The sequence below is a fragment of the Rhizobium sp. NRK18 genome, assembly GCF_024385575.1.
Classification (GTDB): domain Bacteria; phylum Pseudomonadota; class Alphaproteobacteria; order Rhizobiales; family Rhizobiaceae; genus JANFMV01.
This window is the reverse complement of sequence record NZ_JANFMV010000001.1, coordinates 1,450,155-1,470,688: the sequence shown is the minus strand read 5'-3', so window position 1 is coordinate 1,470,688 and position 20,534 is coordinate 1,450,155. Positions and strand designations below refer to the sequence as shown.

General features: G+C 61.4%; 18 protein-coding genes. 5 read left to right on the top strand and 13 right to left on the bottom strand.

All coding sequences use genetic code 11. The features are described 5' to 3' along the window. Window positions 1–66: 66 nt before the first annotated feature. Together purU and NN662_RS06755 are read right to left on the bottom strand one after the other, a co-directional pair. A complete protein-coding gene (gene purU, locus NN662_RS06760) occupies window positions 67–951 on the bottom strand; it encodes a formyltetrahydrofolate deformylase (protein ID WP_261929536.1) in 885 nt (294 codons plus the stop codon). Between the two features lie 414 nt (window positions 952–1,365). Further along, entirely contained in the window at window positions 1,366–1,890 is a 525-nt protein-coding gene (locus NN662_RS06755) for a GNAT family N-acetyltransferase (protein ID WP_261929535.1), read from the bottom strand. Between the two features lie 266 nt (window positions 1,891–2,156). Between NN662_RS06755 and NN662_RS06750 the strand changes: the two genes are divergently transcribed. Further along, the gene (locus NN662_RS06750; RefSeq protein ID WP_261929534.1) at window positions 2,157–3,143 is read left to right on the top strand and encodes a glutathione S-transferase family protein; all 987 of its coding nucleotides are present in this window, start codon (window positions 2,157–2,159) and stop codon (window positions 3,141–3,143) included. A gap of 10 nt (window positions 3,144–3,153) precedes the next feature. Here the strand turns inward: NN662_RS06750 and NN662_RS06745 are convergent, their stop codons facing one another. Continuing rightward, window positions 3,154–3,642, bottom strand: coding sequence for an NUDIX domain-containing protein (locus tag NN662_RS06745; protein WP_261929533.1), 489 nt, complete (start codon window positions 3,640–3,642; stop codon window positions 3,154–3,156). A gap of 41 nt (window positions 3,643–3,683) precedes the next feature. Between NN662_RS06745 and NN662_RS06740 the strand changes: the two genes are divergently transcribed. Continuing rightward, window positions 3,684–4,586 (top strand): metallophosphoesterase family protein, encoded by a 903-nt coding sequence (locus NN662_RS06740; RefSeq protein WP_261931882.1) that lies wholly within the window; start codon window positions 3,684–3,686, stop codon window positions 4,584–4,586. A gap of 28 nt (window positions 4,587–4,614) precedes the next feature. On the opposite strand, the gene NN662_RS06735 is transcribed toward NN662_RS06740, so the two are convergent. The 4 genes from NN662_RS06735 to NN662_RS06720 all read right to left on the bottom strand — a co-directional run bounded on the left by NN662_RS06735 (window position 4,615) and on the right by NN662_RS06720 (window position 10,362). After that, the gene (locus NN662_RS06735) at window positions 4,615–5,310 is read right to left on the bottom strand and encodes a CerR family C-terminal domain-containing protein (RefSeq protein WP_261929532.1); all 696 of its coding nucleotides are present in this window, start codon (window positions 5,308–5,310) and stop codon (window positions 4,615–4,617) included. A 432-nt stretch (window positions 5,311–5,742) separates the two neighbouring features. Further along, complete coding sequence (gene leuA / locus NN662_RS06730; RefSeq protein WP_261929531.1) at window positions 5,743–7,476, bottom strand: 2-isopropylmalate synthase; 1,734 nt, start codon at window positions 7,474–7,476, stop codon at window positions 5,743–5,745. A 336-nt stretch (window positions 7,477–7,812) separates the two neighbouring features. Continuing rightward, window positions 7,813–9,573 (bottom strand): alpha/beta fold hydrolase, encoded by a 1,761-nt coding sequence (locus NN662_RS06725; protein WP_261929530.1) that lies wholly within the window; start codon window positions 9,571–9,573, stop codon window positions 7,813–7,815. Window positions 9,574–9,771: 198 nt separating this feature from the next. Beyond that, window positions 9,772–10,362, bottom strand: coding sequence for an ATP-dependent Clp protease proteolytic subunit (locus NN662_RS06720; protein WP_261929529.1), 591 nt, complete (start codon window positions 10,360–10,362; stop codon window positions 9,772–9,774). Window positions 10,363–10,658: 296 nt separating this feature from the next. On the opposite strand from NN662_RS06720, the gene NN662_RS06715 reads away from it, so the two are divergent. Continuing rightward, a complete protein-coding gene (locus tag NN662_RS06715) occupies window positions 10,659–11,225 on the top strand; it encodes a HupE/UreJ family protein (protein ID WP_261929528.1) in 567 nt (188 codons plus the stop codon). Window positions 11,226–11,289: 64 nt separating this feature from the next. Here the strand turns inward: NN662_RS06715 and NN662_RS06710 are convergent, their stop codons facing one another. The 5 genes from NN662_RS06710 to NN662_RS06690 form a co-directional block, all read right to left on the bottom strand. Continuing rightward, window positions 11,290–12,009: a gamma-glutamylcyclotransferase gene (locus NN662_RS06710; protein ID WP_261929527.1), complete on the bottom strand. Its 720-nt coding sequence runs from the start codon at window positions 12,007–12,009 to the stop codon at window positions 11,290–11,292. 33 nt (window positions 12,010–12,042) lie between these two features. After that, window positions 12,043–12,507 (bottom strand): preQ(1) synthase, encoded by a 465-nt coding sequence (gene queF, locus NN662_RS06705; RefSeq protein ID WP_261929526.1) that lies wholly within the window; start codon window positions 12,505–12,507, stop codon window positions 12,043–12,045. A gap of 67 nt (window positions 12,508–12,574) precedes the next feature. Further along, window positions 12,575–13,507: a cation diffusion facilitator family transporter gene (locus tag NN662_RS06700; RefSeq protein WP_261929525.1), complete on the bottom strand. Its 933-nt coding sequence runs from the start codon at window positions 13,505–13,507 to the stop codon at window positions 12,575–12,577. Window positions 13,508–13,638: 131 nt separating this feature from the next. Continuing rightward, window positions 13,639–15,828, bottom strand: a complete 2,190-nt coding sequence (locus NN662_RS06695) for an anthranilate synthase (protein ID WP_261929524.1) — start codon at window positions 15,826–15,828, stop codon at window positions 13,639–13,641. Window positions 15,829–16,109: 281 nt separating this feature from the next. After that, entirely contained in the window at window positions 16,110–18,311 is a 2,202-nt protein-coding gene (locus tag NN662_RS06690) for a TonB-dependent hemoglobin/transferrin/lactoferrin family receptor (RefSeq protein WP_261929523.1), read from the bottom strand. Between the two features lie 264 nt (window positions 18,312–18,575). Between NN662_RS06690 and NN662_RS06685 the strand changes: the two genes are divergently transcribed. Continuing rightward, on the top strand, window positions 18,576–19,400 hold the full coding sequence (locus NN662_RS06685; RefSeq protein ID WP_261929522.1) for an extensin family protein: 825 nt from the start codon (window positions 18,576–18,578) through the stop codon (window positions 19,398–19,400). Here the strand turns inward: NN662_RS06685 and NN662_RS06680 are convergent. After that, entirely contained in the window at window positions 19,363–19,767 is a 405-nt protein-coding gene (locus NN662_RS06680) for an STAS/SEC14 domain-containing protein (protein WP_261929521.1), read from the bottom strand. The two genes, NN662_RS06685 and NN662_RS06680, sit on opposite strands and share 38 nt — an antisense overlap. 289 nt (window positions 19,768–20,056) lie before the next feature. Between NN662_RS06680 and NN662_RS06675 the strand changes: the two genes are divergently transcribed. Next, window positions 20,057–20,527 carry a PAS domain-containing protein gene (locus NN662_RS06675; protein WP_261929520.1) on the top strand — a complete coding sequence of 157 codons (471 nt, stop codon included), beginning with the start codon at window positions 20,057–20,059 and terminating at the stop codon, window positions 20,525–20,527. The last annotated feature ends 7 nt before the right edge of the window (window positions 20,528–20,534 follow it).

Genomic DNA, 20,534 nt, shown 5'->3' with positions numbered 1-20,534 from the left:
CTCCGGGCGTTCGGCGCTTGAAACGCTCCACCGGAGCGTTTCATCGGGCTTGCGCCCGACCGTGCCTCACCCCATGCGCTCCGACTTGTAGGCGCCGGGGCTGGCCGGGAAGACGACCGTGCGGTTGCCGTTGATGAAGGTCCGGCGCTGGATATGCGCATGGATGGCGCGCGCCAGAACCTGCGCCTCGACGTCACGGCCGATCGAGACATAATCGTCTGCCGACTGCGAATGGGTGATGCGGGCGACATCCTGCTCGATGATCGGGCCTTCGTCGAGGTCCGACGTTACGTAATGCGCCGTGGCGCCGATCAGCTTCACGCCGCGCTGGTAGGCCTGCTTGTAGGGGTTGGCACCCTTGAAGGACGGCAGGAAGGAGTGGTGTATGTTGATGATCTTGCCGGACATCTTGCGGCACATGTCATCCGACAGCACCTGCATGTAACGGGCGAGCACGATCAGTTCCGTCCCGTTCTGCTCGGCCAGATCCATGATCCGCGCTTCGGCTTCCGGCTTGTTCTCCTTCGTCACCTTGATGTGGTGGAAGGGAATGTCGTGATTGACGACGACCTTCTGGTAATCGAAGTGGTTGGAGACGACGCCGACGATGTCGATGTTCAGCGCGCCGATCTTCCAGCGATAGAGAAGGTCGTTCAGGCAATGGCCGAAACGCGACACCATCAGCAGCACCTTCATGCGGCTTTCGGCGTCGTAGATTTCCCAGTCCATGTCGAACTTGTCGGCGATCGGCGGGAAACCGGCCTTCAGGGCCTCGAGCGTCGCGCCCTCTTCCGAAAGGAAGGTGACGCGGGTGAAGAAATTGCCGGTGTCCAGATCGTCGAACTGGGATGAATCGGTGATGTTGCAGCCCTTGTCGGCAAGATAGGTCGCGATCGCAGCGACAATCCCGCGCGTCGACCGGCACGAAACGGTGAGAATAAAGGTCTTCATGGTTCCCCCGCAAAAACGGCGTCGTTGGTCTTCTGTCCTGCCCGAAGCGGTCGGCGCCGCAGCGGATCGGCTTAGTGGCAAAGTCTCGGGGACATGTCCACCCGCAACGTCGAATGCCGGTTTCACCGTCAATCACCGTTGGCAGATGCGCATCTTGCAGATGTCCCTTTCCTCAGCCGCCGAGATTAGGCGAGATCGCAAAAAACTCTGCTCCCTTTGCGCCTTCGAAAGGCTCATCACCGCCAAGGCATTTCCGGGCCGGCCGCCGCAAACCGATTTCCGGCAGCGGGAGACGAAAAGCGATTCCTATCCAGGCGCTTGGTCGCGACGCTTGACTCCGAACGCGAAGCGACCATCGGACCGTCCCTTCTACGGAAGGCCTGATATTTCAAGCCGTTTGGCGCAAAAGCTGAATCAGGCCGTCAAGGCCTGCCGGATTTCACCGCGCCAGCCGATCACGCCGTGCAGCCGCTCATGGGTATCGGCGGCGATCGGCACGACCAGCACGCGGCCCGGATCGACCGGGCCCGGGAATTCCAGCGCGCCATAAGCGACTTTCTCGAACCCCAGAGGCCCGTAATAGGGCGGATCGCCGACGAGGATGACGGCCTCCGAGCCGGCCCTTCTGGCGGCCGCAACCGCAATCCGAACCAGTTCGCGGCCGATGCCGATGTTCTTGTGCGACGGGCGAACGGCAAGCGGTCCGAGCAGATGGCCCTTGACCGACCCGGCATTCACCGGCGTCATCCGCACGGAGGCAATCACCTCGCCATTGTCCTCGCAGACATAGGAGAGCGAACGCGTGTGCGGCCCCTGCTCGCGAATGCGGGCGGCAGCGCGCGTGAACCGGCCAGGGCCGAAAGCTTCTTCGTTGATGACTTCGATGACGTCGTCGTGCGACGGATCCTCGGTGAGGTAGACGAGATCGTGCTTTTTCATGTGGGAACGGAAACCGGAAAGACAAACAGATGAGCGGTTCGAACGCGCTGGCAAAAGCGCGTGAAGGTCATCGGCGTCGTCGCAGGTTCCGTACGGCAGTCATGGTCACATGTGTCCCGAGTTGAGGTGAAAGGCGGATATCAGGAAATTTTCATTGCGTCCAACACAAAACGCATTGTTCACCTTTTTTGTCTCGATCTTCCCGTCATGGTCACTAAGTATAAACGTGACATCACGAACACGAAAACAAACGGGAGACACCGGATATGGGCAAGCTGATCGACGGCACCTGGCACGACGTCTGGTACGACACCAAGGAAACCAAGGGGCACTTCAAGCGCTCCGCATCGCGCTTTCGCAATTACGTGACGGCCAGCGGCGAGGCAGGCCCGTCCGGGGACGCCGGCTTCAAGGCCGAGGCCGACCGCTACCACCTTTACGTCTCCTATGCCTGTCCCTGGGCTCACCGCACGCTGATTTTCCGCAAGCTCAAGGGGCTGGAAGACCTGATCGGCGTTTCGGTCGTCAATCCGCTGATGCTCAGCAACGGCTGGGAGTTCGGCGGCCATGAGGGCGCGACGGAAGATCACCTTCATGGCTCCACCAAGCTCTGGCAGGTCTACACCAAAGCCGATCCGCACTATTCCGGCCGCGTCACCGTGCCGGTCCTGTGGGACAAAGAGAAGGAAACCATCGTCTCGAACGAATCCGCCGAGATCATCCGCATGTTCAACTCGGCCTTCAACGGCCTGACCGGCAACACCGACGACTATTATCCGGAGGCGTTGAGGGAAGAGATCGACGCGATCAACGACCGGGTCTATGACACCGTCAACAACGGCGTCTACAAGGCCGGCTTCGCGACGACCCAGGAAGCCTATGAGGAGAATGTCGCGAAACTGTTCGAGACGCTTGATTTCCTGGAAGAGAAGCTGGCGAGCAGCCGCTACCTCGTCGGAAACCGGCTGACGGAGGCCGACTGGCGGCTCTTCACCACGCTGGTGCGCTTCGATCCGGTCTATGTCGGCCACTTCAAGTGCAATATCCGCCGGATCGCCGACTATCCGCATCTGAGCGGCTACCTTCGCGATCTCTACCAGACGCCGGGCGTCAAGGAGACGGTCAACTTCGACCACATCAAGCAGCACTATTACCGCAGCCACACGATGATCAACCCGACCGGCATCGTCCCCGTCGGCCCGGCCCTTGATCTCGACGCCCCGCACGATCGCGCAGCGCTCGTCAAAGGCTGAGACCCGACCTCTACCAGTGCTCGGCGGGAGAAATCTCGCCGGCCAGTTCCGCCAGCCGCCGACGGGTTGCCGGCGTCACACCGTCAGGCAATCCGTCCAAGGCAAAAAATCCGGCCTCGGCGATTTCGCGATCCGGCAGGCGCGGCGCACTCTGTCTCACGCGAACCCGGTAGAGCAGCACATGGTCGCGCCGCGTCGTCACGGTATTGAAGTATGCCTGGACCAGTTGCGGCGCCTCGAGCATTTCGAGGTTCCCCTCCTCCTTGAGCTCCTTCGTCAACGCCGCATGGGCCGTCTCGTCGCGCTCGACGCCCCCGCCCGGCAAATGCCAGCCGCTGACATAGGTGTGGCGCACGAGGAAGATCCGGCCCGCCTCGTCGAAGCACGCTCCCCTGACGCCGAGCGTCATGCCGCGCACCAGGAAGTAGTAGACGTGCAAGGCGCGCAGGAGGACCTTCTCGCCGATCCGCCGCATGCGGGATGTTCTTTCCGGGTTCATTTTACTTGCCCCAGGCCCCCCGCATGCTTATGCCTCTTGCCATGTTCAAACTTGCCCATATCTCCGACGTCCATCTCGGCCCCCTGCCTCGGCTGACCATAGGCGAACTCCTGTCGAAACGCATCACCGGCTTCATCAACTGGCATCGCAACCGGCGCAAGCACATGTTCACCAATGCCCTCGACATGATCCTCGAGGATATCGAAAAGCAGGCGCCCGACCATCTGGCAATTACCGGCGATCTGGTCAACCTCGGCACCGGTTTCGAAGTCCGCGCCGTGGCACGCTGGCTCGATACCGTCGGCAATCCGAAGGATGTGTCCGTCGTGCCGGGCAATCACGACGCCTATGTCCGCGGCTCGATCAAGAAGGCGATCGCGGCCTGGAAGCCGTACCTAACCGGCGATGACGGCGCGATTTCCGGCGTCGAGCCGGATCAGCCCTTTCCCTATATCCGCCGGCGCGGCCCGATCGCCCTGATCGGCTGCTCGACATCCATCGCCACCCCGCCCTTTTCCGCGACAGGCTATTTCGGCCCCGGACAGGCGCGCGAGACGGCAAGGCTGTTGAAGCAGGCGGGAGACGAAGGCTTGTTCCGGGTGGTGATGATCCACCACCCGCCGATCCGTGGCGCGGCCGCCAGCCACAAGCGCATGTTCGGCATTCGTCGCTTCAAGGCGGCGGTCTCGGTCGGCGGCGCCGAACTCGTTCTGCACGGCCACACGCATCTCGACACGATCAACTGGATAAAGACGTCGAAAGGCGACATTCCGGTGGTGGGGATCGCATCGGCATCGCAAGGTCCGGGCGGGAAGAAGCCGCCGGCCGCGTATAATCTGTTCGAAATTTCGGGAGAGCCCGGAAACTGGAACCTGTCGCTCGAGCGGCATGCGCTGACGGAGGACGGCGAAAGCATCGCATTGGATATGCGCAAGGACTTCTGACGCCGGGATACCCGGCGCCGCGTGTTGATCAGGTGTCGAGAAGCTCCAAATGCTTCTGCGGCGACATCGCCTTGCCGGCGCGATGATAGGCGATGATCGCGCGGAGATTGTCCTTCAGCGTATCGATCACCATTCCGGCCTGTTTCGGTCCGAACTCGCACCAGCCCATCTGGTGCAGGACCACCGCCTGACAGTTCTTGAAATGCATGGTCTGGCCGATCAGCGTGAAGACCAGCGCCCGCATGGCACAGGTATCGGCGCGCTCACCCGTCGCAATCGACAGCAGCTGGCACATGCGCTCATGCAGCGGTCCGGTCAGTTCCCTTTCGAGATAGACCAGCACCTCGCCCGGCTGGAGCATCTCGCGCATGATGAAGCGCGTGATTTCGAGAGCGTCGGGCCGTTCCGTCGACGAACGGATGAAGGTCGCCAGGATGTCTTCGAGCATCAAGGTGGCGGCGTCCGGCGTCATCTCGGGCGCCAGCGTCTTGCTGAAGGCGTCGCCCATTTCGTCGATGATCGTCGACACCACGTATTCGGCACAGGCGAGCCGCAGACCCGGCTTGCCACCGAAGTGATAGGCAATGGAGCCAATGTTGGCCGCTGCCTGATCGGCGATCTGGCGCGTTGACACGGCGTCGTACCCATGCTCTCCAAACAGGCTCAGAGAGGTGGAAATGAGCGCCTGCCTCGTGGCCATTGCCCCCGAGAGTGTCTTTTTCATAGCTGCCAAACCCCTTTCTTTCTCTTTTAATCACTCGATTAATATACAATTTTCGCCGAAGATCAAGCCTTGCTGTCCACCGCGACGGTTCGCCGCGATACGTGCCCGGCAAGATTGGCCGCAAATTGCCATCCCCTGCCCTGCATAAAAGCACGTCATCGAAGGTTTTAAAACTCGTAAGGCTGCCTTCAGGCCGGATTGGCTCGACATCCGACAGCCATCTTTGGGCTTTGCCCGGTACGAGACGACACGATCTCCTCGCCGGCGCCATAGGGAACATATGGTTATTGTAATGTATAAATGCAAGGATCAGCCGGCAGCCGGCCAGTCCTGAGCAAGGTCCGTTGCCACCTTATCGGCCGTGGACGCAGAAAAGGCCGCGCTCTGCAGCACGGCCTTTCCAGGTCTGGTCTCTCGGATACCGTGTCAGGGTCAGCGTTGCGCCAGCACCCGGTTTGCAGCCGAGACCACCGCTTCCATCGAAGCGGCAACGATGTTGGTATTGACCCCGACGCCGAACAGCTTGCCGCCCGGATAGGACACTTCCATGTAGCAGATGGCCGACGCGTTGGAGCCGTGCTGCAGGGAGTGCTCGGAATAGTCCTCGACCGTCATCTCTATGCCGAGATAGGCCGAGAGCGCATTGATGAACCCATCGATCGGGCCGTTGCCAAATCCTTCGATCCGCTTCGTTTCACCACGGTCGGTTATTTCGGCGGCGACCACGCGCCGGCCCTTCACCGCCGTATCGGCATAGGTGTGGTGATCGACGAACTTCAGACGCGCCTCCGGCTGGTCGACGTAGCGCTCGATGAAGCGTTCATAGATGCGCTTCGAAGGAAGCTCCTTGCCCTCTTCGTCGGTGATGCGCTGGATGTCCTCGCGGAACTCCACCTGCAGGTTGCGCGGCAGGTTGATGCCGTAGTCCTGCTGCAGGATGTAGGCGATACCGCCCTTGCCCGACTGCGAGTTGATGCGGATGATCGCCTCGTAGGTGCGGCCGACATCCTGCGGATCGATCGGCAGGTAAGGCACTTCCCACAGCGGCTTGTTGGCGACCTTGATCGCCTTCATGCCCTTGTTGATCGCATCCTGGTGCGAGCCGGAGAATGCCGTGTAGACCAGTTCGCCGACATAGGGATGCCGTTCCGGGATCGTCATCTGGTTGGAATATTCGTAGACGTCCTTGATGCGCTCGATATCGGTGCAGTCCAGCTCCGGATCGACGCCCTGCGTGAACATGTTCAGCGCCAGCGTGACGACGTCGACATTGCCCGTGCGCTCGCCATTGCCGAACAGCGTGCCCTCGACGCGATCTGCACCGGCCATCAGCCCCAGTTCGGTCGCCGCAATGCCGGTACCGCGGTCGTTGTGCGGATGCAGCGAGACGATGACGTTTTCGCGGTTGTTGATGTTGCGGCACATCCATTCGATCTGGTCGGCATAGATGTTCGGCGTCGCCATCTCGACGGTCGAAGGCAGGTTCAGGATCAGCTTGTTGTCGGCGGTGGGCTGGATGATGTCGATGACGGCATTGGAAATCTCCAGCGCCACTTCCAGCTCCGTGCCGGTAAAGCTTTCCGGAGAATATTCGAAGCGAAAGCCGCCGCCGGCCTTTTCGGCCATGTCGGTGATCATCTTCGCCGCATCGACGGCAATCTGCTTGATGCCGGCGACATCCTTGCCGAACACCACGCGACGCTGCAGCTCGCTCGTCGAGTTGTAGAAGTGGACGATCGGACGATGAGCGCCCTCCAGCGCCTCGAAGGTGCGGGTGATCAGTTCCGGGCGGCACTGAACCAGTACCTGCAGCGAGACGTCTTCCGGCACACCGCCTTCCTCGACGCACCAGCGGGCGAAATCGAAATCGGTCTGCGAGGCGGACGGGAAACCGATCTCGATTTCCTTAAAGCCCATGTCGAGCAGCAGCCTGAACATGCGCGCCTTGCGGTCGTGTCCCATCGGATCGACCAGCGACTGGTTGCCGTCGCGCAGATCGACCGAGCACCAGATCGGCGCCTTGGTGATCGATTTCGACGGCCATGTGCGATCCGGAATGTCGATTTGCGGATAGGCACGGTACTTCACGCCGGCGGACGGCATGCCCTTCTTGCCGGAGGCATCCGGCTGGGCTTCGGTCTGGGCGGGGGATGCGTTCACGTTCATCTTGCTTCTCTCTTCGCTCCCGGCAGGTCACGCGGCCTATAGCGTATTGTCGCTCTCTTGGCGACGGAAAAGGCGTGTGTTGCCGTTCAATTGGTCTGGAAATCTGGCTTTCGAGGAGAGCTTCTGCCGGCAGGGCTTATCGGCCGCCGGGCGCTCCCTCAAAGGACCCGGCAACCGCGAGTAAGGCCGAGGAGAAGAAGCGAGGATAGCGCACGCGAAAAGAACGGGCGGCCATATCGGCCACGTCCGGCTTCGCTGATGATCTGTGCGCGTTCTGTCGTCATGACTGGGCTTATAGGGGCTGCGGCAAGGAAAGGCAAGCATAACCGCAAGCAATCACGAAGGCAGATACTGGACCGCCTCCGCCAGCACGTCGCGCCAGCGCTTGAAGAAGATCAGTTCGCCTGCATGCTGGTCCTCGACATAGTGCAGTTTTGGAAAGACCTTCTTGATCTCGGCCAGCGTTTCCGGCGGAGCGGAAGGATCCTCGCCGCCGATGAAGACGATTTGCGGCAGGTCGCATGCCGACATCAGTTCGGACCAGTCCTGCTGCTGCAGGATCACCTCTTCCGCGAAGGCTTCGTGCGCGCTGTGCCAGTCGGAGAAGGAAATCTCCGAGCCGGTGAGCAGTGCCTCGAAAATCTCCGGCGTGTCGCAAAGCGCAAGGTCGTTCGGCGAATTCTGATGGACGAGCCGTACGAAGCCCGCCTTGCCGATCCGCCGTGCCAGCGAAAAACCGGCCTTGATCAGGAAGGGAAGAATCTTCGGCGCGTAACGCGCGTTGGCGCGCACGAACCGGTGCCATTTGCTCATCCGTTCGAGCTGGATATGCGAGAGCGTCGGAAATCCCCCACCGCAGATCAGGATCGCCGTCAGCCGTCCGGGATGACGGCGGGCGAAGGAATAGGCGAAGAAGCTGTCCGGCCCGAGCGCGATGACCGGCGCCGCCACCACCGCCAGATGGTCCATCAGAGCCAGAAGGTCGTCCGAAACCACGTCTACCCGGCTCGCGCGCCGCGGCACCGGCGAACTGTGACCGTAGCCCGGGCGGATCGGCACGATGACCTTGTAACCGTTGCGCCTGGCGAGCGCTTCGGCCACCGCCGGCCAGCGGATGAGGCCGTATTTCATCGGCATGAAGATAATCGGCCGGCCAGCCGGATCGCCAAGGACGACGTAGTCCGCACGACGCCCGTCGGGACGCCAGAGCGTCTGGAACGGCACCGGAGCGAGTTGCCCTGCCGCGCCCGATACCGCCAGCCCACGGGCCGCCGTCCGGTCACCATCGCCACCGACCATGTCCATGAGGTTCAGCGTTACGCGCAGGAGATCCGCCTGGCTCTTGGTGCGGGTCTTGTTCAGGATCGACTTGACCTGCGTGCGGATCGTCTCCAGCGAACGCTCCCGCGACGCCGCCAGCGCCCCGATCGTCTGGCCCTCGACCAGCCCGCGCACAATGTCGATTTCAGCGCTCGTCAGCTGGAAGGCATCCTTGATCATGATCGACAACGCTTCCGGCCAGGCAAGCTCCGTCGAGATCGCCAGCACGAACTGGCCGCCGTAGCGCGACGGATCCAGCGGACTGAGACGGAAGACGACGACACGCCCGCCGTCGCCAAGGTGACAACGCAGATACCGATTGCCGGCAGCCAGCCCGGCAACGCTTTGCACCTCCGTGCGGTAAAGTTCGATTTCGTCGGCATCGAAGGGAAGCGCATCGGCAGCATCACCGCCCCTCACCCCGAACACGGAAATCGCCGCAGCGTTCGACTGTCTGACCGTGCCGTCCGGCTCCACGACGAATGCCGCCGTGGGCAGCAGCGAGTTGAGGAGCGCGTGCAAGGGGTTGACGACGGTCTCCGCCGGCGTGCGGTCGAGCACCATGGCCGCCCGTTGCGCATGATCCTCGAGAAACGTGTCGAGAAATTCGCCGCCCTTCTCGCCGTCAAGGCGCAGGATCGGCCCGACCTTCTCTTCCCATACGTCGATCAGCCGCTCGTAGTGGAGCGACGGGTCAAGCGCAGTGTCATAGAGCGATGTGACGATTTCCGCCCTCTGTCCCTCGCTCAGCCTGCCACGTTCGTCGTCTGTCCCCATCCTGTCCCCATGGCCCGGGCCGGCTCCCGCGATCCTTGCAGCAGACGCGGCGACACCCAGGCTCTGCCAGAACCTATATCATGGACCAGCCGGGAACGACCCCTTGAATTGAGGGGTTCCGGATTTCCGCACGCACAGGCTGATGCACGAAGGGCCCCGCATGCGAGGCCCTTCGACGTATTCCGGATGTCGCGAGGATCAGCCGATCTCGGCCTGCGACGTGATGATCTTCGACACCAGGCCATAGGACTGGGCTTCTTCGGCAGACAGCCAGTAGTCGCGGTCTGTATCCTTGGCGATCTTTTCGACCGGCTGGCCGGTGGCCTCGGCGAAGATCTTGTTCAGCCGCTCGTTCATCTTGATGATTTCGCGAGCCTGGATCTCGATGTCGGACGCCATGCCGCGTGTGCCGCCGGACGGTTGGTGAAGCAGGAAGCGGGTGTTCGGCAGGCAGATGCGGCGCTCCTTCGGAGCGGCGACATAGATCAGCGCGCCGGCGGAAGCCACCCAGCCCGTGCCGATCATCCAGACCTTCGGCTTGATGAACTTGATCATGTCATGGATGGAATCACCCGATTCCACGTGACCGCCCGGCGAATTGACGAAGATCTTGATGTCTTCGTCGCCGGCAGCGGCCAATGCCACCAGCTGGGCGCAGACCTTGTTGGCCAATTCCTGCGTGATGCCGCCATAGATGAAGATCGAGCGGGACTTGAACAGGTTGGCTTCTGCATCCTTGCCAAGCGGCGCTGCGGTCTTCTTGTCGTCTTCTTCGTCTTCGAGGCGCATACGCGAACTCCCAATGCTTGATTTCTGTGTCACGGACATAATGCGACTCCAGTCGTAAAACAATGGATGAAAAAGGCAAGGCGAGCACGCAGTGAAGGAAAGGTTATGGGGTGAAGACATTGATCGCGGTTAATTGGAGCGCCGATTGTCACCGTCTCAGCGTCGCAAACGCCATAGTCTACGGCAAAATGCGCATGGACATCGCCGAAGGACTTACCCTAGGCTGTGAATCTCATTATGACGGGGTCAGGCGTGACCGGTTCTCGGGCGCCGTGTCGACCAAAACGAGGGACATCATGTTGAAAAGAATTTCCATCACCGCCGCCATTCTCGCCGCTGCCGTCGCGCCGGCCTTCGCGCATATCAGCAGCGAACACCTGTCCGCGATGACCGGTCTCGAGCATCCGCTGTCGGGTGCCGACCACATCCTCGCCATGGTCGCCGTCGGCCTGTGGGCATCGATGATCGGCGGTCGCGCCAGGCTCATCGTTCCCGCAGCCTTCGTCTCGACGATGGCGCTCGGCTTCCTGCTGTCGATCTCCGGCGTCGCCCTGCCCTTCGTCGAGCCGGCGATCCTCGCCTCGGTCATCGGCCTCGGCCTGCTCGTCGCCATGGCGGTGAAGATGCCGACTGCCGCTTCCGCCGCCGTCGTTGCCGTCTTCGCCCTGTTCCACGGCTTTGCCCATGGCACCGAAATGCACGGCGCCGGCGCGCTGCCGTTTGCCGCTGGCTTCATCGCCTCGACGATTGCGCTGCACGCCGCCGGTATCGGCCTCGGCACGCTGCTCGGCCGTTACCAGACCGTCGCCCGCCTGCTCGGTGGCGCAACGGCCATTGGCGGCATCGCCTTGATGATGGCGTAAGCCGGATCAACCAGATTCAAATATGCGAAACGGGGACTTCAAGCCCCCGTTTTTCATTGGCCGGTCAGACCGATTTCGGGAAGTCGGGCCGCCGTTCGATCTCGTCGGCGATCAGCGACTGCAGCCGCCAGAGGTTCCGGTCGCGAATGCCCAACTGCTCGAGATGCGAGACGGTGTTGAAGACATAGTCGGCCATCGACCCGCGAAAGCCGCAGGCTTTGGCGAGAATGGCCGCAAGCGCTGCGTCGTCCTCGCAGACGATATAGCGCCCGCTCTTGCGGTTCATGGCGAATGTCAGAGCCCGCACCCTGCCCTCTTCGGTCACAACGTCGATCCAGCGCCAGGGAAAGGCGGACGGCACCATGCTGACCTCGCGGCGGATGAGCTTGTGCAGTTCGGCCTCGAGCCCGTCGTCTGGCAACCGGTAGGCCATGCCACGACATTGCCCGCCGCGATCGAGCGCCAGCATCACGCCAGGCGTTTCCCGGCAGCCGCGATAGCGGTAGTCCCATCCGAGGCAGAAGCGCCGATGCCAGCCGAGCGCCGTCGCCGGCCGCTTCTCGGTATAGGCCGTCTCCGGATTCCAGATCAGCGATCCATAGCCGAACAGCCAGATGCCATCGTCCGGCCGCGAGGCCAGAATTGCCTCGACATCTCTGGCGTAATCGGCATCGGTGGCCGTACGAAACCCTTCGATCAGCTGCGGACCGGGGTCGGCGATCTCGCGCGCGACATGGCGGAGGTGCGTCTCGGTGAGCCGCATCTGCCTTGGCGCCTTCGCCATGATCAGCCTCCCCAGTTATGTCTTCAACTGCCCTCAGCCGCGCCCGCGATAGGTCGGCACGCCCTGCTCGGGAATCCACACCCCCTTCGGCGCCTCGCCGGTCTGCCAGAAGACGTCGATCGGAATGCCGCCGCGCGGATACCAGTAGGCGCCGATCCTCAGCCATTCCGGCTCCAGGAGATCGACAATACGCTTGGCGATATAGACAGAGCAATCCTCATGGAAAGCGCCATGGTTGCGGAATGCGGTGAGGAACAGCTTCAGCGACTTCGATTCCACCAGCCATTTGCCAGGCACATAGTCGATGACGATATGGGCGAAGTCCGGCTGCCCCGTCATCGGGCAAAGCGAGGTGAATTCCGGCGCGGTGAAGCGCACGACATATTGCGTGCCGGCATTGCCGTTCGGAACCCGTTCGAGAACGGCCTCTTCCGGCGTCTGCGGCGTGGATACGGTCTGGCCGAGCTGCGTCAGCCCGGAAACATCGGTCTTGGACATGGGTAGGCCTCTAGGTCTGGAAATTGCCGGTGTCATAGACCCGGCGGGCACGGAAGGGAAGCCCCGGTCAGCCGGCGGCTGCCTGGCGGCTGCGCCGCCGGCCGATATTCACATGCACGCCGTGCGCCTTCTCCCCTTCCGGCTCCACATGAATGGCGATGCTGGCGCCGGAGATCACGTTGTGGATCGCATCTTCCAGCCGATCGCAGATGTCGTGCGCCTCGCCGACCGGCATCTGTCCGGAAACGACGAGGTGGAAGTCGACGAAGACCGCCGGGCCGGCGCGCCGGGTGCGCAGATCGTGGACGCCGATGGCGCCCTTCGCATTGTCCGAAATTGCCTGCTTGATCGCCGCCTCCTCGTCCGTCGTCACGGCCTTGTCCATGAGGCCGCTCACCGAGTGGGAGATCACCTTCCAGCCCTGATAGAGGATGTTGACGGCGACCAGGATGGCCATCAGCGGATCGAGGATCGCGTAGCCCGTGAGGATGGCTGCGACGAGCCCGACAAGAACGCCGCCGGAGGTGATGACGTCCGAAAGAATATGCTGGCCATCCGCCGTCAGCGCCGCAGAATGATGCGCCTTGCCGATACGGATCAAGAGGTAGGCCCAGGCGGCGTTGACGACAGCAGCCCCCGTATTGATCACCAGGCCCAATGCCGGCGCGGCGGGCAATTCCGGTGAGCTGAGATGCGGCAGCGCCTCGTTGACGATCAGCAGCGCCGCCAGCACGATCATCACCCCTTCGGCGACCGCCGAGAGATACTCCGCCTTGTAGTGACCGAACTGGTGATCCTCGTCGGCCGGCTTCTGCGCATAGACGACGACGAAATAGGCGATGAAGGCAGCAATCACGTTGACCGTGGATTCCAGCGCATCCGAAAGCAGCGCGACGGATCCCGTCACCCACCAGGCAAGCAGCTTCAGACCCATCACGAAGAAGGCAAGTGGGATGCCCCAGAAAGCGATCCGCTTCAGGTTTTCGCGCTCGACAGCCATGACCGGCTTCCTTTCGTGATCTCCCGCGCCGCATAGCATTCAAACGCCGGAGAGCATAGCGGCAGATTGCGCTATCAAAAGAAAAAGGCGGCCATGGATGCCGCCTTTCCTGCTCGAAGCGATCGGGCGGCTCAGGCAGCCTTGATCTTCGCCCGCTTTGCCAGATGCGTTACCACGTTCTCTATCATCCGCATGCCGGCGTCATGGCCGAGCGTCATGATCGATTCCGGGTGGAACTGGACGGCAGCGATCGGCTCCTTGGTGTGCTCGATTCCCATCACCGTGCCGTCTTCGCTTTCCGCCGTGATCATGAATTCGGCCGGCAGGGCGACGGGATCGGCGAAGATCGAGTGGTAACGGCCGACCGTGATCTCCTTGCCGAGGCCCGAGAAGACGATCCCCGGATCGAGCACGCGGATGCGCGACGGCTTGCCGTGCATCGGGATCGCCAGCTGGCGCAACTGCCCGCCATAGGCTTCGGCAAGCGCCTGAAGGCCGAGGCAGACCCCGAAGATCGGCAGGTCGCGAGCCCGCGCCTTCTTGATCGTCGCCTTGGTGTCGAAGTCCTGCGGGCTGCCCGGTCCAGGCGACAGCACTACGAGGTCCGGCTTCATGCGGTCGAACACCTCTTCCGGCACCGGCGTTCTGACGGTCGTGACCGTTGCGCCCGTCTGGCGGAAATAATTGGCGAGCGTATGCACGAAGCTGTCTTCGTGGTCGATCAGGAGGATGTTGACACCCTTGCCGACGGCGGCGACATCGCGCTGCGTCTTGGCGTTGGTGGCGACCTTGGCTTCACGGATGGCAGAGAGCATGGCGGATGCCTTCAGTTCGGTTTCGGCTTCTTCTTCCTGCGGATTGGAATCGAACAAAAGCGTCGCGCCGGCGCGCACTTCGGCAATGCCGTCCTTGATGCGGATCGTGCGCAGCGTCAGGCCGGTGTTCATGTCGCCGTTGAAGCCGACCATGCCGATCGCCCCGCCGTACCATGCGCGCGGGCTCTTCTCGTGGTTCTCGATGAAGCGCATCGCCCAGAGCTTCGGCGCACCGGTGACGGTGACCGCCCAGGCGTGGCTCAGGAAGCCGTCGAAGGCGTCCATGTCGTCGCGCAGGCGGCCCTCGATGTGATCGACCGTGTGGATCAGGCGGGAATACATCTCGATCTGCCGGCGGCCGATGACCTTGACAGAACCCGGCTCGCAGACGCGCGACTTGTCGTTGCGGTCGACGTCCGAGCACATGGTGAGCTCGGATTCGTCCTTCTTGGAGTTCAGGAGCTTGAGGATCTGTTCCGAGTCCGCGATCGGATCATCGCCGCGCTTGATCGTACCCGAAATCGGGCAGGTTTCGATGCGCCGGCCGGACACCCTGACGAACATTTCCGGCGAGGCACCGATCAGGTACTCCTGATTACCGAGATTGATGAAGAAGGAGTATGGCGACGGATTGATCGCCTTCAGGCGGCGGGAGATCGCCGACGGCTTGCTTTCGCAGCGCTCCATGAACTTCTGGCCGGGAACGACCTCAAAGAGATCGCCCTTCTGGAAGCTTTCCTTAGCCTTGACCACCAGTTCGGAATATTCGCCCGGACGATGGTCGCCGCGCGGCGGGATCGTATCCGTCATCCTGAACGGTTCCGGCGCGATCGTGCCGGCCTTGCCGAAGGTGGTCAGATCGCCCTTTTCGAAGTCGTAGCGCTGCACCCATGCCTTGGCCGAGTAATTGTCGACGACGAGGATTTCGTCCGGCAGGTAGAGCACCATGTCGCGCTGGTCGCCCGAACGCTCCAGCTTCAACTTGATGGCGTCGAACTGGAAGGCGAGATCGTAGCCGAAGGCGCCGTAGAGACCGAGATTGTCGTCGGCCTTGGAGAAGAACAGGTCCGTGATCGCGCGCAGCACGGTGAACACGGTCGGGATCTTCGAGCGCTCTTCCTCGGTGAAGACCCGGTCCGGTTCCTTGACCGTCAGGTCGATGCGGCGGGCGGTGCTCTGGTCGATGATCACGTCTTCGACAGCGGCAAGCTTTTCGCCGATCAGGGTCAGGAGCACCTCGCCGCGCTCGTTGTAGGCGTCGAGCCACATCTTGCGGCCGAAACATGAGACGCCGACGGGCGGATCGACGATCGCCGTATCCCAACGGGTGTAACGGCCCGGATACTCGTAGTTCGACGACAGAACCGCGCCGCGACGCTCGTCCATCATGTCGATGTAATCGGAGATCGCGTCGGCGTAAGGCTTCTCGATCTTCTGCCGGGTGATAGTGATGCCACCCTTAGTCTCGTAGACTTCCGCGCCGTCTTCGCGAAGTATCGTAACCATTCTCTTCTCTCCAGCATTCCCCTGGCCGGGTGATCAGGCGCCTAAAATGCAAAAAAGCCGCCTGAAGGATCCCGGGCGGCTTCACAAGTCTTCGTCTTCAAGACACGACTGGTCGCGGCCGCCTCAGCGAGCCCACCACCAGTTCCAGATGTTCAAAGACGTGTTCATGGGGCGAATTGTTAGCGCGTGTCCCCGCCTTTAGCAAGACCGGCTTTTCCGCTTTCAATAAATAGGGAGCGGCATGATGCATGCCGCCCCCGAAACTGCTAAAACCTTGAAGCTTAAAAGGTCTTCGTGATTGAAACTTTGAACGTGCGTCCCGGTTCCGAATAGAAAGCACGGTTGGATGAAGCGGATGTGACGTTCACGTCCTTGACCTCCAGCGCATCGTAATACTCCTTGTCGAACAGGTTGTAGACGCCGGCCTGCACCCGCAGCCCCTTCAGCTTTGCGGGCTCCCACCATCCGGTCAGGTTGACGATGCCGTAGCCGGCAGGCTTGAAATTGGCCGTGGACTTGTCCGAAACGCCGCTGACGCCGATGACGGTCAGATCCGTTCCCCATTCCTCCCGCTGATAGCCGATGCCGGCAACCACCTTCAGCGGCTGCACCGACGCCAGGCGCTCACCCGTATCGATGTCCTCGCCGAACGCGTAGCTCAGCGCGCCATGGAGATTGATGCCGTTGTCGAAGCTCTTGTGCAGGTTCGCCTCGACACCATAGATGCGGACACGGTTGCGATTGAAATACTCGGTGCTGCCCATCGGGAAGTCACCGGTGATGGTTGTCTCGCTGTCGATGAAATTGCGGTAGCGGTTGTAGAAGCCGGCCAGCCGGCCGCCGAAGCCCTCATTGCCGAAGTTGGTGCCAATCTCGAAGCCGTTGCTGGTTTCCGGGTCCAGATCCGGATTGCCGATCGTCCGGTAACGGCCCGGATTGGTGTAGTTGAGATACATCTGCGTAACATTCGGCGCCTTGAAGCCGACCGCCCATTGCGCATAAAGCTCGACATCCGGCCGAACCTGCCAGGACGCTCTCACCTTCGGCGAGAACTGGTAGTCGCTGGTTCCGTCCGGCAGCCCGTCATAGCCGTCATTGTTCTCGTACCCGGCCGTTTCCTTCGTATCGTAATTGAACCAGTCGAAACGCAGGCCCGGCGTCAGCGAAAAATTGCTGTCGCTGAAGGTGATCTTGTCGTCGGCATAGATGCCCAGATTGGTGCTCCAGACTTCCGGCATGTCGGCCTGGTTGTTGTGATAGAAATTGCACGGTGAATAAGGATTGTAGAGAATGTCCGTGCAAGTGCCGTTCTCGCCGGTTTCATATTGCGTCGTCTTGGCGAGCGATGCGTTGCCGCCGACGGTGACCTCGTGGCTCAGGCTGCCGGTTTCGAAGCCACCCTTCACCCAGCCGGTGAAGCCGAACGACTTGTCGTCATAATCGCTCTTGCGCCAGTAGTCGCCGATGGGATTGGTCAGGCGATAGCCTTCCACCCCGCCGTATTTCTGCAGCTTCTGCCAGTAGAGCGTGGCTGACGCACTGTCGATCAGGCTGTCGGCGCTTTCAGATTGGAACCGGTAATCGAGCGAGACGCGCGTGCGGGTCGTGTCGTCGATATCGTCGTAATCGTTCGGACGATAGGTCGAGCCTTGCTGGTTGCGCAGATCGGTCGTCGAATCATAGTTGTAGTGCTCGGCAGTCAGCCCGATCGTGTGCCCGCCCTCGAGCTTGCGGCGGATCTTGAACATGACGTTCTCGCGATCGAAATCCTCCGGGTTCGCCTCGGTGCGGGCCGAACCATAACCGCCGACATCGCCCTTCGTCTCGGTCTCATGTCCCTTCTTGTAGCTGCCCTGGAACAGCACGGAAGTATCGCCCACGCGCTTGGCACCGGCAACCGAACCGCTGAAGGAGCGGTCGGAGCTGTCATAGGTGGTCTTGGCGACGGCACCCCAGTCCTTGCCATCGGTGATCAGGTCTTCCGGCTCCAGCGTGCGCAGCACCACGGCGCCGCCGAGTGCACCCGAACCCGCCCGCGACGAATCCGCGCCGCGGACAATATCGACGGCAGACAGCGACGAGAAGTCGTAGCTGTCCGAACCACCCAGCGCATAGCCGCGCACCGGGTCGCTCACATAGGGGATCGGAACGCCATCGATCAGCGTCAGGACCCGGTCCTCTTCCAGCCCGCGGATGTTGACGGAGCCGGACGCGCCGACGAAGCTGACGCCGGGCTCAGTGGTATTGCCGAGGTCATCAAGATTGTCGACGTCCTTCTTGGCAATCTCCTCACGCGTCGTCTCGCTGGCGAGCGGCGTGTCGGCAACCGCGGATTTCACGCGCTTGCCCTTGAGAACGATCGGGGCGAGTTCCGTCGTCTCCTCGGTCTTCTGCGCATCCTGGGCAAAGACGAAGCAGGCCGACGAGGCAAGAAGGATGGCAGACAGCGCAAGTATCGAGGAATGCGCGGGGCGAAGCGGCATTGAGCTAGTCCTTTCGACGAAATCGACCGGGCTGGCTAAGGCATCGTCATATGCCGGGCTGGCTGGGCAGGAAAATGAGGCACCTAAAAGTGCCCGATTTCCGCCACATAAATAACATGAGTTTTTATGTCAACAAATTATGCACGCCGTATCGGAATTGAACATTTGCGCCGTTCGCGCGTTGCAGCCTTGCAACAACGGCGCTTTCGGCCCGAATGCCGTTGCGGGCCCCTCGCCCACGGGCGGAAGCATGGAGACGACGCATTGAGGACATTGACGGCCGGACTTCTGGCCCTTGCCACGCTGCTGCTGATCTCGGCCGCCCTGCCGAAAACCGGACCAGTTCCCGAGGAAAATCCTATACGCGAAGCCGCCGAACCGAAGTCGAACGAAAAGGACGACGCGACCGAGAAGAACGCGGAGGCGCAAAAGTCCGATTCCGACGACGCGGAAAAGACCAGCGACGAGACGAAGCCGGACGAACAGGCTACCCCGAAGTCGCCCCCGCCCCCTCCGGTCGAAAAGGAGGATCCTGCCGCCTATGCCGCCTGTATCAGCGACCTGAAGGCCATCGGCGCCGCCTTTACCGAAAAGGAACGGATTGACGATGGCAATGGCTGCGGTATCGACAAGCCCATTGAGGTCACCGCCATCCTGCCCGGCGTCAAGATCGAGCCCGCGGCGACACTGCGCTGCGAGGCGGCGCTGGCGCTGGCCCACTGGACTCGTGACACCGTGATACCCATGTCCGAAAAGGCCTTTCCGAAGGCCGGTCGCTTGACCTCGCTCAGCCAAGCGTCAAGCTATATCTGCCGCAACCGCAACAGCGCGGCGACCGGAAAGCTGTCCGAGCATGCCAGAGGCAATGCAATAGACATCGCCACGTTCAAGTTCGAAGGCGGAAAGACACTCTCTGTGGAGCCGCGCGGCAAGGATTCCACCTTCGACGGCGCCTTTCAGCGCTCCGTCCGCGAGGCAGCCTGCCTGGACTTCACCACCGTGCTTGGGCCGCCAAGCGACGATGCCCACAGAACGCACCTGCACCTCGACGTCATAAAGCGGCGTGGCGGGTTTCGCTATTGCTGGTGAAATCCTTGTCATAGGCAAGCCAGGCCGTCGCCTTGTCGAGGTTTTCCGTCTTGAAGACATGCGTTTCCGCCGGGATCATGAAGGCGACGGAATGAATGATGGCGGCCATCACCGAACTGGAGGTCACCACCGCGATCTTCTCGAAATCGAAATAGTGCCTCAGGCCAAATACCGCATCGTCCCAGACGGCGCCGAGTTCGAAGCCGGCAAAGTCGTCCGCCAGCACGAACAGGAACCGCATCTTCCCGTCTTCCAGAGCCGTCAGCACGGCCGGAATGAGAACCGCCTCATAATCATGCGCCTTGAGTTTTCCATGCGCCTCGAACCCGATAATTCCGTCGGGCAGATCGTCCATTGGTTTCAGCATCGTTTTCTCCCTTGCAACCGGACCGAAGAACGAAATCGGGCCACAGTGTAGCACAAACGATGCACTGGGTGCACGGAACCGGAAGGCGGCCTCGCGGCAGAATTACATAGGAAATGCAAGATTTAAGGATATTCAGGCATCTTGACAGCGGGTATCCTTCGCGCGGTTGGAGGAGAACTGCGAGAAAATTCCGCCACGCCCAAGGTTTTCAATGAGATTTTCAATCTCTTGAAATCCGAAGGTGAAGCCGCCCCGTATATGTGGTGAAATTAGGAAACAGCTTGTGCCATTGCGTTTTACAGATATAGACGAGCGTTCAAATAGCGCCGACCGCGACCATATCGGTATTTCCGACAAGGAAATCGTGGAACTCGTCGCCGCCTACCGGCTCTATGGTTTCTGGCGGATGGATCTGGAAAGCGGGCATTTCTTCGCCACGAAGGATATCTTCACGCTGTTCGGCATGGAATACACCACAGGTCCGATGAACCTGGTCGAGGCCAACAGCAAGATCCATCCCGACGACTATACCCTTGTCGTCCAGGCGCTCGAGACCTGCATCGAGCAGAAGAACAGCTTCCACGTCATCTTTCGCCTGAAAGGCAGCGACCAGAACTACAAGTTCGCCCGCTGCGTCGGCCGGTACCGGGAAACGCCGGAAGGTCGGGGCGAGATGGTCGGCGTGACCTATGAATTCTTCGAGCGGCTTCGCGCCATCGGCTTCGTAGGCGATGGCACCGAAAACTTGGCAACCGCCTGAGACCGCT

What these genes read in the sequence shown, in the direction of transcription:
- NN662_RS06735 (WP_261929532.1), bottom strand. Translation starts at nt 5,310, where the DNA reads ATGAAAAAGACACTCTCGGGGGCAATGGCCACGAGGCAGGCGCTCATT.
- NN662_RS06710 (WP_261929527.1), bottom strand. Translation starts at nt 12,009, where the DNA reads ATGGCGAAGGCGCCAAGGCAGATGCGGCTCACCGAGACGCACCTCCGC.
- NN662_RS06680 (WP_261929521.1), bottom strand. Translation starts at nt 19,767, where the DNA reads ATGCTGAAACCAATGGACGATCTGCCCGACGGAATTATCGGGTTCGAG.
- purU (WP_261929536.1), bottom strand. Translation starts at nt 951, where the DNA reads ATGAAGACCTTTATTCTCACCGTTTCGTGCCGGTCGACGCGCGGGATT.
- NN662_RS06700 (WP_261929525.1), bottom strand. Translation starts at nt 13,507, where the DNA reads ATGGCTGTCGAGCGCGAAAACCTGAAGCGGATCGCTTTCTGGGGCATC.
- queF (WP_261929526.1), bottom strand. Translation starts at nt 12,507, where the DNA reads ATGTCCAAGACCGATGTTTCCGGGCTGACGCAGCTCGGCCAGACCGTA.
- NN662_RS06690 (WP_261929523.1), bottom strand. Translation starts at nt 18,311, where the DNA reads ATGCCGCTTCGCCCCGCGCATTCCTCGATACTTGCGCTGTCTGCCATC.
- NN662_RS06720 (WP_261929529.1), bottom strand. Translation starts at nt 10,362, where the DNA reads ATGCGCCTCGAAGACGAAGAAGACGACAAGAAGACCGCAGCGCCGCTT.
- NN662_RS06725 (WP_261929530.1), bottom strand. Translation starts at nt 9,573, where the DNA reads ATGGGGACAGACGACGAACGTGGCAGGCTGAGCGAGGGACAGAGGGCG.
- NN662_RS06750 (WP_261929534.1), top strand. Translation starts at nt 2,157, where the DNA reads ATGGGCAAGCTGATCGACGGCACCTGGCACGACGTCTGGTACGACACC.
- NN662_RS06715 (WP_261929528.1), top strand. Translation starts at nt 10,659, where the DNA reads ATGTTGAAAAGAATTTCCATCACCGCCGCCATTCTCGCCGCTGCCGTC.
- NN662_RS06745 (WP_261929533.1), bottom strand. Translation starts at nt 3,642, where the DNA reads ATGAACCCGGAAAGAACATCCCGCATGCGGCGGATCGGCGAGAAGGTC.
- NN662_RS06740 (WP_261931882.1), top strand. Translation starts at nt 3,684, where the DNA reads ATGTTCAAACTTGCCCATATCTCCGACGTCCATCTCGGCCCCCTGCCT.
- leuA (WP_261929531.1), bottom strand. Translation starts at nt 7,476, where the DNA reads ATGAACGTGAACGCATCCCCCGCCCAGACCGAAGCCCAGCCGGATGCC.
- NN662_RS06695 (WP_261929524.1), bottom strand. Translation starts at nt 15,828, where the DNA reads ATGGTTACGATACTTCGCGAAGACGGCGCGGAAGTCTACGAGACTAAG.
- NN662_RS06755 (WP_261929535.1), bottom strand. Translation starts at nt 1,890, where the DNA reads ATGAAAAAGCACGATCTCGTCTACCTCACCGAGGATCCGTCGCACGAC.